Origin of the sequence: Massilia eburnea (assembly GCF_009720745.1) — a bacterium.
GTDB classification, from domain to species: domain Bacteria; phylum Pseudomonadota; class Gammaproteobacteria; order Burkholderiales; family Burkholderiaceae_D; genus Rugamonas; species Rugamonas eburnea.
This window is the reverse complement of sequence record NZ_WNKX01000039.1, coordinates 1-13,988: the sequence shown is the minus strand read 5'-3', so window position 1 is coordinate 13,988 and position 13,988 is coordinate 1. Positions and strand designations below refer to the sequence as shown.

The 13,988-nt window shown below is 65.9% G+C and carries 13 protein-coding genes and 1 pseudogene; 4 read left to right on the top strand and 10 right to left on the bottom strand.

Annotated elements, in window-relative coordinates:
• Nucleotides 1–132: 132 nt before the first annotated feature.
• The 3 genes from GM658_RS27140 (at nucleotide 133) to GM658_RS27130 (ending at nucleotide 2,508) form a co-directional block, all read left to right on the top strand.
• Entirely contained in the window at nucleotides 133–543 is a 411-nt protein-coding gene (locus tag GM658_RS27140) for a PEP-CTERM sorting domain-containing protein (protein WP_170299009.1), read from the top strand.
• Nucleotides 544–622: 79 nt separating this feature from the next.
• Nucleotides 623–1,582, top strand: a complete 960-nt coding sequence (locus tag GM658_RS27135) for a CAP domain-containing protein (protein ID WP_155457238.1) — start codon at nucleotides 623–625, stop codon at nucleotides 1,580–1,582.
• An 83-nt stretch (nucleotides 1,583–1,665) separates the two neighbouring features.
• Entirely contained in the window at nucleotides 1,666–2,508 is an 843-nt protein-coding gene (locus tag GM658_RS27130; RefSeq protein WP_155457237.1) for a polysaccharide deacetylase family protein, read from the top strand.
• A gap of 12 nt (nucleotides 2,509–2,520) precedes the next feature.
• Here GM658_RS27130 and GM658_RS27125 read toward each other — a convergent pair whose 3' ends face one another.
• The 5 genes from GM658_RS27125 to GM658_RS27105 are packed head-to-tail and all read right to left on the bottom strand — an operon-like array spanning nucleotide 2,521 to nucleotide 6,891.
• Nucleotides 2,521–3,630 carry a TIGR03118 family protein gene (locus GM658_RS27125; RefSeq protein WP_155457236.1) on the bottom strand — a complete coding sequence of 370 codons (1,110 nt, stop codon included), beginning with the start codon at nucleotides 3,628–3,630 and terminating at the stop codon, nucleotides 2,521–2,523.
• 54 nt (nucleotides 3,631–3,684) lie between these two features.
• Nucleotides 3,685–4,434 carry a TorF family putative porin gene (locus GM658_RS27120; protein WP_155457235.1) on the bottom strand — a complete coding sequence of 250 codons (750 nt, stop codon included), beginning with the start codon at nucleotides 4,432–4,434 and terminating at the stop codon, nucleotides 3,685–3,687.
• The gene (locus tag GM658_RS27115) at nucleotides 4,392–5,639 is read right to left on the bottom strand and encodes a S8 family peptidase (protein WP_170299008.1); all 1,248 of its coding nucleotides are present in this window, start codon (nucleotides 5,637–5,639) and stop codon (nucleotides 4,392–4,394) included. The genes GM658_RS27120 and GM658_RS27115 overlap by 43 nt, the downstream gene beginning before the upstream one ends.
• Nucleotides 5,636–6,298, bottom strand: coding sequence for an anti-sigma factor family protein (locus tag GM658_RS27110; RefSeq protein WP_155457234.1), 663 nt, complete (start codon nucleotides 6,296–6,298; stop codon nucleotides 5,636–5,638). The genes GM658_RS27115 and GM658_RS27110 overlap by 4 nt, the downstream gene beginning before the upstream one ends.
• Nucleotides 6,295–6,891, bottom strand: a complete 597-nt coding sequence (locus GM658_RS27105) for an RNA polymerase sigma factor (RefSeq protein ID WP_155457233.1) — start codon at nucleotides 6,889–6,891, stop codon at nucleotides 6,295–6,297. Before GM658_RS27105 ends, GM658_RS27110 begins: the two co-directional genes overlap by 4 nt.
• Nucleotides 6,892–7,151: 260 nt before the next feature.
• Here GM658_RS27105 and GM658_RS27100 point away from each other — a divergent pair, with 260 nt between their 5' ends.
• Nucleotides 7,152–8,324 carry an HBL/NHE enterotoxin family protein gene (locus tag GM658_RS27100; protein ID WP_155457232.1) on the top strand — a complete coding sequence of 391 codons (1,173 nt, stop codon included), beginning with the start codon at nucleotides 7,152–7,154 and terminating at the stop codon, nucleotides 8,322–8,324.
• Between the two features lie 62 nt (nucleotides 8,325–8,386).
• Here GM658_RS27100 and GM658_RS27095 read toward each other — a convergent pair whose 3' ends face one another.
• The 5 genes and pseudogenes from GM658_RS27095 to GM658_RS28970 form a co-directional block, all read right to left on the bottom strand.
• Nucleotides 8,387–9,250, bottom strand: coding sequence for a hypothetical protein (locus GM658_RS27095; RefSeq protein WP_155457231.1), 864 nt, complete (start codon nucleotides 9,248–9,250; stop codon nucleotides 8,387–8,389).
• Between the two features lie 6 nt (nucleotides 9,251–9,256).
• Complete coding sequence (locus GM658_RS27090; protein WP_155457230.1) at nucleotides 9,257–11,689, bottom strand: hypothetical protein; 2,433 nt, start codon at nucleotides 11,687–11,689, stop codon at nucleotides 9,257–9,259.
• Nucleotides 11,686–12,405, bottom strand: coding sequence for a tetratricopeptide repeat protein (locus GM658_RS27085; RefSeq protein ID WP_155457229.1), 720 nt, complete (start codon nucleotides 12,403–12,405; stop codon nucleotides 11,686–11,688). Before GM658_RS27085 ends, GM658_RS27090 begins: the two co-directional genes overlap by 4 nt.
• Nucleotides 12,402–13,679 carry a glycosyltransferase gene (locus tag GM658_RS27080; RefSeq protein ID WP_155457228.1) on the bottom strand — a complete coding sequence of 426 codons (1,278 nt, stop codon included), beginning with the start codon at nucleotides 13,677–13,679 and terminating at the stop codon, nucleotides 12,402–12,404. Before GM658_RS27080 ends, GM658_RS27085 begins: the two co-directional genes overlap by 4 nt.
• A pseudogene (locus tag GM658_RS28970) lies at nucleotides 13,673–13,988 on the bottom strand (hydrolase 1, exosortase A system-associated); the annotation flags it as partial. The gene GM658_RS27080 and the pseudogene GM658_RS28970, both read right to left, overlap by 7 nt.

Sequence of the window (13,988 nt, the reverse complement as noted above, 5' to 3'; positions counted from 1 at the left end):
CACTGTCGTAAAATTTAACACATCGCATGCGTGAAGTGAGTTGACCCTAAGATAATCAACTACTTACAACGTAGGCACGTTTGATGCTTCATTCTTTTTGTAGTTTCCACAATTCAAACTATGGAGCGCAAAATGAAAGCTTCCACGCTGATCAAGCCTTGCCTGCTGGCCTGCTCCCTTCTCGCAGGCGCCCATGCTGTAGCCGGACCGGGAACCGTCAACAGCATCGAATTCAGTTTCATGAGCTACAGCGCGTCGCCGTATTTCAGCAGCGCGACCGGCAGCAATCTTGGCACCTTGCCTTCGGTGTTGCCGACGCCGGTCGAGGAGATGTCGATGATCCCGCCGCCGGAGCCGGCCAGGCCGGTGATCGGGGCCTATCCGCCACCGCTGAGCGAGCCGGTCAGCACCTCCCCGCTCATCGTCACTTCGCAACCGCCGATCCGGGCAGCAGCGGCGATACCTGAGCCAGGCAGCCTGGCGCTGCTTGGCCTGGGGCTCGGCATGCTGGTCCTGCGCCGCCGCGGGGGCACCCATGCTTAGGTCCAGGCATGTCCCGGGACTGGCATTGGCATTGCTGTTGGCGGGCTGCGGTGGAGGCGGCGGGGGCAGCACGCCGGTAGTGTCAAATACTCCGCCAGTCAGCACGCCGCCGCCGCCAACCACGGTCGAAGGGAATATCGTCACCACGGTGCCGACGCCCACCTATGCCGTGGGCAGCGGCAATTATTCCGTGTTCAACGCCATCAATGCCTTGCGCGGCAAGATCGGCTCCGGCCTGCTGGCGCAAAGCCTGAAGCTCGACACGTCCGCTGCGGCCCACTGGAACTACATCAACCTGAACGGCATCAGCGAATTGCATGGCGAGACAGCCGGCAAGCCAGGCTACACCGGCGCGAAGGCAGGCGACCGGATTGCCGCGACGGGTTACAGCGCCGCGGTCTCGGGCGAGGCGATCTTCAGCACCGGCGGCACGGACATGTACACGACCTGTGTCGCGCAGTGGGCCAACTCGGTCTACCACGCAGCCTTGCTGTTCGCCAGCACGATCGACATCGGCGTGGCGGCCAACAACTTCAACCCGCCCGACGGTGCGTCAACCCTGTGCGTGGTGGATGTCGCCACCAGCACCACGCAATCGGCGCAGTTGCCTGGCACCGGCAGTATCCGGGCCTACCCCTACGCCAACCAGGCGGACGTGCCCTATGTCTTCTTCAACCGCAGCGAAATACCGACGCCGGTGGCGGACCTGACGGAAGCCGGCACGCCGGTCACGGTCAGCTTCGAAACGCGGGGCATGGCCGTCAGCACGCCGATTGCGATCAGCCAGTTCAGCCTGACGCCCGCCGGCGGGACGGCGGTCGACGCCCGTATCCTGGTCAACAAGGCCGGTACCCTGGGTCCGGTGATCACCAGCAACGGCCCAGCGCTGACGGACGACGGCAATATGCAGGGTTTCACCGCAACCCTGGTACCGGTGCAAAGGCTCAATGCTGGCACCACCTACACGGTGGCGTTGATGGCTGTGGTCGATGGCAAGAATATCGACAAGAGCTGGAGCTTCACTACCGCGGCACCGTAAATCCTGGCAGGAGGCGGGCGCCACTTTTCCGGTGGCGCCTGCCGCTTCAGTTAAGATATCGGTCCGACCCGGAACCGATTCCCATGAAACTGTTTTCCCCCCGCCGCATCCTGGCGCGCAGCGTCGCGCTCATGCTCTTTGCAAGCGCCTTCCCCGCAGTGCAAGCCAATGATGTCGACAGTGCGAAGATCCGCCACCACCACCTCAGCCGCCTGCTGGACAAGCTGGCCAGCCCTGCGGAAGACATCGAGCGCGAATGCCGCTACGAGTCCGAGATTTCCACCGCGCCGCCCGTCAACCGGGTCGCGCTGACGTTCGACGACGGCCCCCAGCCCGGCCAGACAGAGTATGTGCTGGACGTGCTGGCGCAGCACGGCATCTCCGCCACTTTCTTCATGATCGGCGAAAAAGCGGCACGCTACCCGGACCTCGTCGCGCGCGTACGCGCCGCCGGCCACCAGGTGGTGGCCAACCATTCGTGGAGCCATCCGAATTTCCACGACATCAATGCCGCGCAGCAGGCCGACGAGATTGTGCGCGGCGATGCGCTGCTGGCCGATGCCAGCGCACCCAAGCTGTTCCGCTATCCTTATGGGAATTCCAGCTGCGCCGGCAATGCCCTGGTGCGCCAGCGCGGCTACCAGATCGTGGGCTGGCACATTGATTCTTGCGACTGGGCTTACGACAAGTCGGGCACGGTGGACGCCAAGGAAGCCCTTACCTGCGGCGTGCCGGCCCAGTACCGCAACGATTATGTCGGCCACGTCGTGGCGGCGGCGCGGGCGCGCAAGGGCGGCATCATCCTGATGCATGAAATCCATCCGCGCACGCTACGCCAGCTGGACAGCGTCATCGCGCAACTGCTGGCGGCCGGCTTCGTCTTCAGCACAGTGACCAGTCCCGAGTTCCAGGACTCGCTGCGCTGAAGACGCCGTGCGCTAGTTGGTGTCGATGCGCCCGTACAGCCCGTGCTTCTCGTCGGACGGGCCGGCCGCGAAGAACAGGGTGTTGGTAGGCTGGCTGTTGACGCCCGGCCCGAAGGCGATGCCCCACAAGCCATCAATCACGATTGGCGTGTTGTCGGATTTGGCGAGGGCGCCCATGTAGGCCCCAGTGGCGGGATTGTAGACGTTGATCCTGCCATCGCCGAAATTGCCGACCAGGAGCATATTGCTGGCTGCGCCGAAATTGGCAGGCGCCATGGCCATGCCCCACGGTGCATTGAGCGCGCCGCCATAAGCGAGCTGCTTGATGAAGTTGCCGCCCGTGTCGAAGACGCTGACCACGCCCAGGCCGGCGCCGGCCTGTTCATCGTCACCGCTGGCGGCACGCTTGGCGTAGGCCACATAGAGCTTGTCGCCGATGGCCTGGATGTTGAACGGCGCATAGCCCGCGGGCAAGCTCGGATCCTTGAATTTGCCGGGCAGCACGGCCGGTGCGAAGGCGCTGTCGAAGACATCGATCGCCATATTGTGGAAGTCGGCTGCATACAGGTAATTCAGGCCCAGGTAGCTGGCGCCGGCCAGGCCCTTGTAGACCTTGCTGGCCGAGCTGCCATCGAAGACGTTGACCACGGCATTGCGGTTCACCGTCGGCGACCAGGCGGCGATGATGCCGCTTTCGCTGGCGAAGACAAAGGGGCTGGCGGCCGTGACGCCGTTTTGCGTGATCTTGAAATCCTGCGAGCCGTTGAAGATGATGCCGGTGGGGCTGGCCTGTGTTGCCACCACCAGCGTTTGCGGCACGCCGTTGCCGTCATACAGGGTGGAGCTGTCGCTGCCGTTGTTGGCGACCCAGACAAAACCTGCCGGGTTGAAGGCAATGCCCCATGCATTGACCAGTTTCGCATCGGTGTTGGCCACGCCGGCGGTGGCGGTATCGGTCACCAGGCTGGTGCTCTTGTAGCTGGCGACGACAGTCGGCATTGGCGCGGCCGGCGGCATATAGCTGCCGCCGCCCCCGCCATAGCCGCCGCCGCAAGCGGCCAGCAGGGCGCCGGCGAACACCGCCGCGATCATGGCGGGACCGAACGGGAATCGGGTTTTCATGGCTGCTCCTTTCGTTTGTGGGTGGCGGTGGATTCCCCACCGCGCGCGAAAGGTTCAAAAGGAGTAGGCGGCGCTCAGCACAAAAGCATGCGGCTGCGGTCCCGCATAAGGAGGATAGCCGTGGTAGCTGGGGTAGCGGTAGGCGGCGCGCGTGACGCGCGCCAGCTGCACGTCAACATCGCCGACCTGGACGGCCAGGCCAAGCCGGAAGTCGTAGCGGTGGCCTGACAAGGGTGCGATGCTGTCTTCCCCGCCCAGCGCCCGCAGCAGGCCGGCATGGCCGACCAGGCGCAGCGTTTGGCCCAGGCGCAGGAAGCCGTTGGCCTCGGCGTACACGGTGCGTGCCGGGCGGCCGAAGTAGCGCGGCGAAAAATACAGGCGCGCGCTCACCTGCTCGCCCGAGATGCCGGCATAGGCTTCGAAATAATTGTCGGCGCTGGCCTGGGTAAAGATGGTCTGCGTCGCGCCTGCTTCCCAGCCGATGCCGCCGGGCAGGCGCCGCGCATAGCCGCCGTAGGCCACCAGTTGCGCGGTGCTGTTCTCTCCCAGCTTTGCATGGCTGGCCATCGCGCCGGCATACCAGCCGTCGTCGCGGTCATAGTTCAGGGTCAGCTGGGGTGTCGGCCGGTCGTCGTTGAGGGACAGCCCGCGGAAGCGGTAATCGGACAGCACCGCCGCGCTGCCACTGAGCTGGGCGAATGCCGCAGGCATGGCCAGCATGCAGGCAAGGCCCGGCAGCCAGCCTGCCGGGCGCGGGCGGCTCAGGGAACGGCGCTGGTTTTCAGGGTCGTGGTCAGGGCGCATGAACAGATGCACATGTTCCGGATGCGCGCCAGGCTGGCGCACGCGTCGATCTTACCAGCGTTCAGCCCATCCGCCGGTTGCAGTGCTTTGCGAATCTGGGCCGGGGTAGCGGCGGGCTGCAATTCGTCCAGCAGCGCGACCACGCCTGCCACGTGGGCGGCGGCGTAGGAGGAACCGCTGAAGAAGTTCCAATGCCCGTCCGGCGTGGCCGAGGGGATATCGCGCCCCGGTGCATACAGGGCGCCCGCGACCGGGGCGGCGCCGGGCATGCCGACTGCCAGCACGCCGGGATGCGATGCGGGAAAGGCGCGGCGGCCGTGCGCGTCCAGCGCAGCCACCACGCTGATGCCATGCTCGAGCGCCACGTCGAGCAGGCGCGACAGCAGTCGGTCGGGCGGCCCGCCCAGGCTCAGGTTGATGACCTTGGGCTGGCGCAGGATGGCGAAATTGAGCGCCTTGGCCAGGCTGAAGCTGGTGCAGGCGGCGGCCTGACCCTCCTGCTGCCAGCAGGCGCGCAAGGCGATCAGGTGCGCGCCGGGCGCCACCCCGATGATCCCGCCATGCCCGCTGCGGGCGGCGATGATGGCGCCGACGGCGGTGCCGTGCGCTTCGCCGGCGTAAGGATTTTCATCGACGAAGTTCTCCTGCTCCATCACCTGCCCGCGCAAGGCCGGGTGCTGGCTGGCGATGCCGCTATCGATCACGGCGACCGATACATTGCGCCCGGTGGCGCTGCGGTGCAGCTCGCGCAGATCCCAGCTGCGCGCCGCCGGCTGCACCGGATACAGGGGATCGCCATCGTCCAGGCCACGGAACACGCCCATCGGCTGCGCCCATTCCACGCGCGGATCGGCCGCCAGCAATGCGGACACCTGTTCGGCCTTGCCCCCATCCGTCATTTGCAGCACGTAGCAGTCCAGGCCCAGCACGGGCATGGCCCAGCTGTTCAGGACTTTGAGCTTGTGGCGCTGCGCCAGTTCTTCCGCGATGCGCCGGCGCGCGCCTCGGCCGCCGTCATCGATGTAATTGCCGCCATAACTGCCATCCGGACGGAAGTGCGGGGCTGGCAGGCGCAGCAGCAGGAGCAGCTGGCCGGCAGCGGCGCTCGCCTCCCTGTCCGTGGCGGCGGCGGCAGGCGTCGGCGGCAGCAAGGCCGGTGTGGCCAGCAGCAGTGCCGCCAGCAGGCGCAGCAGGGCGGCTTTCACGGCCCCCCTCCATCGCCCTTGCCGCCCAGCGGCTCGGCCAGTTTGATGCTGGCTTCCGTGCGCAGGCGCAGCAGGATCTGGTCGCGCTGGCCGCCGGGCACGGCCAGCAGGTAGGCATCGGTTTCGGTCGGTCCGCCCACCAGGCGCGCGCCGTTGGCCTGCAGGATGCCGCGCAGTTCGCTTTCCCGCGTGCCGGGCTGGAACACCACGACCACATTGGCTTGCGCCTGCGCTGGCGAGCCCAGCAGCGCATAGCGCGGCGTGGCGTCAGGGCGCGCCAGCAGCAGGACCAGGCCCGCGATCAGCACGCATTGTGCCGCCAGCGCCCAGCGCAGCCAGCGCGCTTCATTGGCCGCCGCCCGGCGCCACCAGGGCAGGGCAGGCATCGCTGGCGCTGCCGGCGCGGCCGCTGTTTCGGCCAGCTGCGGCGCCAGCCTGGCCAGGGCGCGTTCCATGTCCAGCCCTTCAGCCAGCGGCGGCGAGGCCGAACGCAGCTTGCGCTGCCATGCCAGTTCTTCCTGGCACAGTGCGCACGATTGCAGGTGCTGCTGCAGTCTGGCGCTTGCCGCCTCGTCCAGGCGCCCGGCCAGGTACAAGGGCATTTGCTCCTGCATGGCATTGTGCACAGCAACGTCCAGGTTCACGATGCGACCGTTCATGAAACTCCCTCCCAGCCGTCCGCAAGCAGTTCCTTCAGCTTGCGGCGCGCGTGAAACATCCGGGTCTTGACGGTATTGACCGGACAGCCCGTGACCTCGGCGATTTCGGCATAATCCATGTCGTGATAGAAGGCCAGTACCACTGCGATCCGGTGCGCCATCGGCAGCCGCTCCAGCGCCCGCGCCACAACTTCATGCAGTTCCCGCCGTTCGGCCAGCGGCTCCGGCGCCAACTCTTCGCTGCCAAACTGCGCGAAATCAGCCTCGACTGGAGCATCTTCCCACTTGAGCGCCTTGAGCGCCTTGCGGTAGGCGATGGCAAAGACCCAGGTCGACACCTTGCAGCTGGCGTTATAGCTGGCCGCCTTTTGCCAGACGACAAGCATGGTGTCGTTGATGACCTCTTCCACCAGCCGCGGATTGCGCGCCATGCGCCCAAGGAAACGCGCCAGGCGCGGGAAATACTGCCGGTAAAGCTGGTCGAAAGCCGGGCGTTCGCCCTGCGCGATGCTGGCCAGCAGCGCGGCCTCGGCCGCTTCCGTCGCCTCGCCCGCCACCGGCATCCGTTGTTCCTGTGTCCTTCGCTGCGGCATCCACTGGTCTCCCTTGTTTGCCGTTAATACCTTGCGGGGCGCTGCAGGTTCAATGCCTCGACCAGTTCAGTTTACGTCCAAAAATTGTGCGCCGCGTGACAAAGTGAGTGAATTGGGATTTTATCCGAGCGTATATTGGTCTCTGCATTAAGCGCTGTCATTCGACATTATCACTTCTCTTATCTAACTGATTTCCTGCTATCTGCATTTTAAATAATTCGGTTTTCCCCCAATTAGTCCAAGCCCAATGGAGCAGACAAATGCAAGCACAACGGAACCGTTTTTCCCCATTCGCCCTTCCCGCCACCAACCAGGCTGTCAGCATTGCCCAGCGCGCCTCGCCCGGGAAGTTGAGCCTGGTCGCCAGCAATGTGGCGGCAACGCTGCCGATCGACCAGCAGCTGGCCGATGCCTTCAACGCCAATAACGATGTGATGGCCTATGTGATCGGCATCACCGAAACGGTATTGCCTACGCTGCCGAGCCCACCGAAGTGGTACCCGCCGTTCCAGACTGCTTTCAGCAATGCGCAGATCCATGCCAATGGCTGGTATTCAATCGCAACGAATTTGGTCAGCATTCCCAATTCGATTGTCGGCTACGGCATTGCATTCAACTCCAATATGGCGACCATCAACAGCCTGCTCGGTGTACTGCATAATGACCCCAAGAATAAGCCAGCGATCGATGCCTTGAAGAATACGCTGGGCAGCATGCTGGCCCAACTGAGGACTTATTCCCAGTCGGCGGTCGATTTCAAGAAGACGATTGACAGTTTTGCCAACAACCTCAAATCCGACGCCAACACCATGAGCGAAGCGGTGACCGAGTCCAGGCGCTCGGCCGAGGTGGAACAGAACAAGGTCAAGGAATTCGAAGACCTCATCCGGCAGATGAAGGACAAGGTCGCCACCTGGCAAACCGTGCAGACTGCTGCTGCCATTGGCGCTGGCGTGGGCTTCTGGCTGGGCGCTGTGATCGCCATCTTCAGCCTTGGTTTCGGCATCGCATTTGGCTGCGTCGCCTTAGGCGCCGGTATTGCCCTGGTGATTGCGGCGGATGTGGAAATGCGGCAGCTGCGTTTCCAAATCCAGCAGAAGACCAACGATATGAACGACGCGACCAAGGCGGCGGCCAGCCTGACTGCGCTGAGCAGCCAGGTCAACAGCCTGATCGCCCTGTCGCAGGCTGCCAGCAAGCAGGTCGGGCTGGTGACGGAGGCCTGGCAGGTGCTGGAGGAGGAGATCACCACCGTGATCAACGACCTGCAGCGTGCCGCCAATGACGTGTCGCCGCTGAACCTGCAGCAGTTGCAGCTTGAACTGAACCTGGCAAACCAGGATTGGCAGACCCTGGTCAGCTTCTGCAGCACCATTGCCGCCATCAAGTACAACCAGGCGACACCTCCGGTCGCCGAACTGAAGTCTGCTTAAGCCGCAATTGCGGCGATGATCGGGGCCGGCGCATCCGGTCCCGATCACCACCGCCGCTTGCGCTATACCGCGACCAGCTCCTGGACGGAAGCTCTTCCCAAGCGCGGGTCATGCGTGCTGAAAGCGCCGCTGCATACTGACCAGTCGCACAAAACAGCAGACCTGGGCTTGACCGATGCCAGTTTGCAAAGCGCATCGACGGCGTTGTCATCCAGCTGCAATTTGCCGAGAAGCGTCATCCCCATTTTTTTCAGGTGCGAAGCTTTCGGCGCGCAATATGAAACGCCATCCTTGAACAGTGTTTTCCCACGCAAGACGTCTTCCAGGACGGGCGCGGAGTGCGGGTTCACATTCACCGGTGAATAGGCTGCCCAGGGAAACCAGTCAAACACCCTGCCGGTTGCGAGGATGATGAGGGCGCCCCAACCGTCCGGCTGGAATCCAGCTTTTTCCCAGTCCGGGAACCACGCATTCATCCCTTTCCCCTTCATCGTTGGAAAAGCATAGACCTCGCCAGCTTGCACCGTCATCACTGGCGCATTCTTCGGCACCTTGCGGCTGCTGGCCGGCTTGGGTTGGGCAAGACGCTGCAAGACTTTTTGATGGACTTTCTGGCGTGCCTTCAGGCCGCCTGCTTCCATGCCGCGCGCCTGAAGGTCGTCGATATCGGCGCCGGAATCGATGGCGCGCCGGGCCATCGTCAGCGCCCGGCCGCTCTCGATCCCATGCCGCGCGAACTGGTCAGCGACGGCGATCCAGAAGCCCGGGCAACCGTCATCGCGCAAGTCTTCGTTCCGCCCAAACTGCTTGAGCAGGAGTGCAAGGATCTGCTCGGCGCCCGCCGGCATCTTCGCAAGAAGGGACAGCGTGTCCCTGACGTCGCACGCCTCGTCATCGTCATATAAACCCTCGCCCCAGGTACCCATGCTGAATTACGTCGCCAAGGCGTCGGCATCCTGGTCTTCGGCATCGGGGCGCTTGCGGCGCACCTTGATGCGCTTGCGCGCCGCCTTCAGGCTGCCCGCCAGGGCGATCAGCAGGAATAAGGTCGACAGGCGCGGCACGTCGGTGATGGAGTCGAACAGGCCCACCATCATGCAGCCGGTCAGCGACGCCAGGCTCACCACGGCATACGTCTCGCCGGACAGGCCGCGCGCCACCATGCGGCCGCCGACGGCCAGCAGCAGGAAGGCGGTGGCGACAAGGCCCACCCAGCCCAGCTCGAACAGCTGGTTGACCGCGAAATTCTTCACGTGCCAGGGCATGTGGTTGCGGTCGCTGCTGAAGAACCAGTAATCGTTGGCATTGCTGAAGCTGCCATTACGGATCAGTTCACGGCCGGTTTCCACTTCCACCAGGCTGACATTGTCGATGGCCAGCGGCGCCATGCTTGAGTTGTTGTACAGCTCCAGGATCAGCGGCGCGCCCCAGCGGTTGCGTGTGCCGCGCACCGGCAAGGTGGTTTCCAGCGTTTGCCAGTCCGGCCCCGGCGCCTGCACTGCGCCGAACTTGGCCACCGAGCAGTCCTCCGGGTAAATCAGCCAGCGCTGGCACACCATCGCGACCGGCATGGCGTCGGCCCTGCTGCGCCGTATGTCGAGCTTGAGCGTATAGCGCAGGCCGGCCTTCACGTCGACGTGCTGCAGCATGCGCAGCACTTCGCCGAAGCCCCTGGCATATTGCGCCGCGCCCAGCAGCAGATAGCGGTTGCCGGCTTCTTCTGCGTAGCTGAAGGTGCCGGGCACTTCGCCATGGGTATTCTCCCAGGCATACGTACGCGGGAAAGTGCCCAGTCCCTGGCCGAAGGTGCTGGTCATGGCATCGTTCCCCATCATCTGCAGCGCCTCGCTCCAGTGCGTCAGGCGCACGCCGAGGTCGTTGCCGACGGTGGAGAAACGGCTGCCGGTGTAGTAGCTGGAGGAAATCGGGATCAAGGCGGCATACACGATGGCGCTGAAAAAACTCACCGTCAGCGTGCCGCGGTCGAGTTTCCAGGGCGGCTGCGGCAGCAGGCGGCTGGCGCCCATTGCGAGCGCCAGCAGGACCGCCAGCAGGATGCCCGGCAGGGCATCGTTGCCGCCGTAGTGGCGCGCCACCAGCGCTGAAGCCAATGCCTGCGCCGGCAGGGCGCCCGCCAGCAGCAGCACGCCCCAGGGGCGCTGCTGCGCCGGGGCGACGGCCAGCATGGCTGCGCCGCCTGCGGCGCACAGCCAGGCCACGCCGTAAGCAAGATAAGAACGCTTGTCGCTGGCGCTGTCCGCGCCCAGCATGCCGAGGCCCGCCACCAGCAGGAGCAGCAACAACGCCAGGCCCGCCGCTGCCAGCGGCCTGGGAATGCGCGGCGCGGCGCCTGCCAGCAGCAGGGCTGTGGCCAGCAGGCCCAGCGCAGCGATCAGCCCGCGGTAGCCGCCGTGGGCGAACACCTGGCCCAGGACCCAGTAAGTCAGCACCAGGAAGATCAGGGAGACGGCCATGCTGCGCACGCTCAGCGAGCCGCCGCGCAGGTGGTGGGCCGAGCCGAGCACGGCAATGACGGCACCGCCGGCTGCATACGCCAGGTAAATATCGCGCGAGAAGGTGGTCAGCCCGGCGAACAGGCCCAGCCCCAGCGCCGCCAGGCCCAGCGCCAGGCGCCGTGGCGGCGGGTGGTTGACCAGCCACAGCGTCACGAAGGGGAAGGTCATGGCCAGGTAAGCGTCCAGTGCGGCGCCGCCGGTATGCATGGCGGAAAACGGCGCGGTGGGGCGGTAGTCGCTGGAGAAATTGAACAGGCCGGGGAAGGCCAGGCGTTCCCACACGACCGCCAGGCTGCAGGCGGTCAGTCCCAGCAGCATGCCCGGCACCAGCAGGCGCTGCAGGTTGCTGCCGTTCTCGCCCGCCGTGCCGCGCAGCAGGGGCAGCAGCAACACCGGCCACAGCACGCCCTTCAGCACGCGCAGGCCGTTGTAGGGGCTGGTGTAGTTGGCGAAGGAATTGGCGTCGAGCGGCGCCAGCGGGGTGATGCCGCGCCAGGCGGCAATCGCATAGCACAGGATGAACAGGCCGAGCGCCAGGCGCGCCAGGCCGGGCAGCTTGGTGGGCGCCCGTTCGCGGCCCAGGCTCCAGTAGCCGGCGGCGCAGGTCGCCAGCAGCAGCAAGTCCAGCTCTTCGAGGAAGAACCAGCCATTCCATGGGGCGAAGTCGAGGACCGGCAAGAGGGCCGGCACGGCGACCAGCCAGGCTTGCGGGCGCCACAGCAGCAGGGCCATGTAGCTGCCCAGCAGCGCGGCCAGCAGCAGCCTGGGCGCCGGATAAACGCTGGCCGCCGCCAGCAGCAGGCCCAGGGCGCCGAGCGCGGCGCCGCGCCGGCACAGCAGGCGCATCATGGCTTGCTGGAGGCCTCGGCAGTGGCTGCGGCCGGCTGGCTGGCCGGCGCTGCCTGCTCTTCAACGGCAGCCGGGGCGGCGGCCGGCGGCGGTTCCACCCATTTGCCTGCCTTCACCAGCATCTGCTTCAAGCCCGGCAAGGGGAAGCCCTGGGCATACGCCTTCTGTCCCAGCGGCAGCGCCAGGTCGTATTGCTTCTTCTTGGCGTAAACCAGGCCCAGGTTGTAGTTGTAGGTCGGGTTGTCCGGGTCCAGCTCGACTGCTTTCTGCAGCATCGGCATGGCTTGCCCGTCCTTGCCAATGGTGTACAGGTATTGCGCATACAGCGACCAGGCGGCGGCATCGTCCGCCTGCCAGCGCACGGCGCGCTCGAAATAGCACTCGGTCGGATAATGCGCGCCGGTCAGCGTGTAGCTGTTGGCGCCGCCGCGCCGCGTCAGGCGGATCATGGTGGCCAGGGCGCGCGGATGGTTGGGGAAAACGCGCAGCGTGTAATCGATGTCGGCGCCGATATACGAGGTATGGCCCGCCTGGCCTGCCTCCACTTCCTCGGTGAAGTGGGCGTGCTCGACCAGGTCCTTGGTGTTCTGGTCGGCGACGCGGTAGTCGAATGGGCCGTAGGCGTTATTCAGCTCACCGCAATACGGTTTGGCCAGGGCGGCGCCGGCGGCGCCGGCCAGCAGTACCGCTGCCAGCAGTCGGGTTTGGGTGTTCAAGCTTCCTCCGTGAGATCGGTTGCCAGCGGCGCCGTGACGGTCACGGCGTCCAGTATGCGTGCCAGTTGCACGGTGCGTGCCTGGCGCGACGCGGCGGCCACCGCTGCCGGCGCCGGCAGCGGCGCCTGGCCGTTGCGCGCCAGCTGCAGGAAGTGTAGCAGGCCGCGCTTGATATCCTCGCTCTCGTCCAGTGCGGCGATGGTATCGACCCCGGCCGCGCGCAAGGTGGCGGCGGTGTCGCCGGCGCTGTCGGTCAGGGCCAGGATGGGGCGCCCGGCGCGCAGGTACTCGTACAGCTTGGCCGGGATCTGGTGGTTGCAGTTGCTGGCCTGCAGCACCAGCAGGCCGTCGGCCGCCAGCATTTCCGCCAGCGCCGCCTGGTAGGCGATGTGCGGCGCCAGGCTGACCAGGTCGGCGATGCCGTGTTCGGCCAGCAGGGCGCCGACGTAGTCGTCATGGGCGGTGGCGCGCAGCACGATGCGCAGCTGGCTGGCATCGATGGCGCCGGCCGCCTTCAGCTCGGCCAGGGCGCGGAACAGCGGCACCGGGTCGCGTTCGGACGGGTAAATGATGCCGCTGTGGATCAGGGTGAAGGGCTGGCCTGGCGCGCGCGGGGCCGCAGCGTTGCCGGCGTTGCGGAAGTTTTCCTCGTCATAGCCATTTTCCAGCACAGCAAAGCGGCTGCGCGGCAATTCCGGGTAGCGCCTGGTATAGGTGGCCACTGCGCCCGGCGTGGTGCATACCACCAGGGCGGCATTGCGCACCGTCCGGCGTTCGATCCAGAGCGCGACGGCGCGCACGCGCGGGTCGCGCGGATAATGGTCGTCGGTCATCGGGTCGCGCAAGTCGGCGATCCAGGGCAAGCCGGTCAGCTTGTGCAGGAGCAGGCCGATCAGGGTGGCGCTGGCCACCGGGTAGGTACTCCAGATCACTTGCGGGCGGTAGTTGCGCACCAGCGACAGGCCGGCCGGCACCGCGCCCAGCACCCAGCCGGCGAAGCGGTCGGGCAGGGCGGTCCAGCCGAAGTAACGTCCGCGCCACGCCAGGTGGCGCCCCGAATCGAGGGCGAAGGCGCGCTTGACCACGGCTTCCGGGGCGATTTCCGCCAGCTGGTCCGGGCCCTGGTTGGCGTAGGCGCGCGGGTGGGCCGACAGCACCAGCGGCTGCCAGCCCAGCGCCGGCAGGTATTGGGCGAACTTGAGGGCGCGCTGGATGCCGCTGCTGCCGCGCAGCGGCGGGAAGTGGAAGGCCACCATCAGGACGCGCTTTACCATGCCGCCACCCATGCGCTGGTCCAGTCGGCGACCTGGTCGCGCCAGGCGCGGCGCGAAAAGGTATGGTCGGCGCCGTCCAGCGTGCGCTGCTGGACGGCCGGGCTGGCCAGCAGGCGTTGCCAGCTGCGCGAAGCTTTGCACATATCGAGGAACTCCTGCGCCGTCAGGTCGGCGCCACTGAAAATGAAAAGGACCCGGCCCTGGAAGCGCTGCATCCCGTCCAGCAGGCGGGCGTGCAGGTCCGGCAGCAGGGGCGCGGCGCTGCCGTCGCGCGGAACGGCGGCCGGCGCAGGGCTGGCCGGCGCAGGG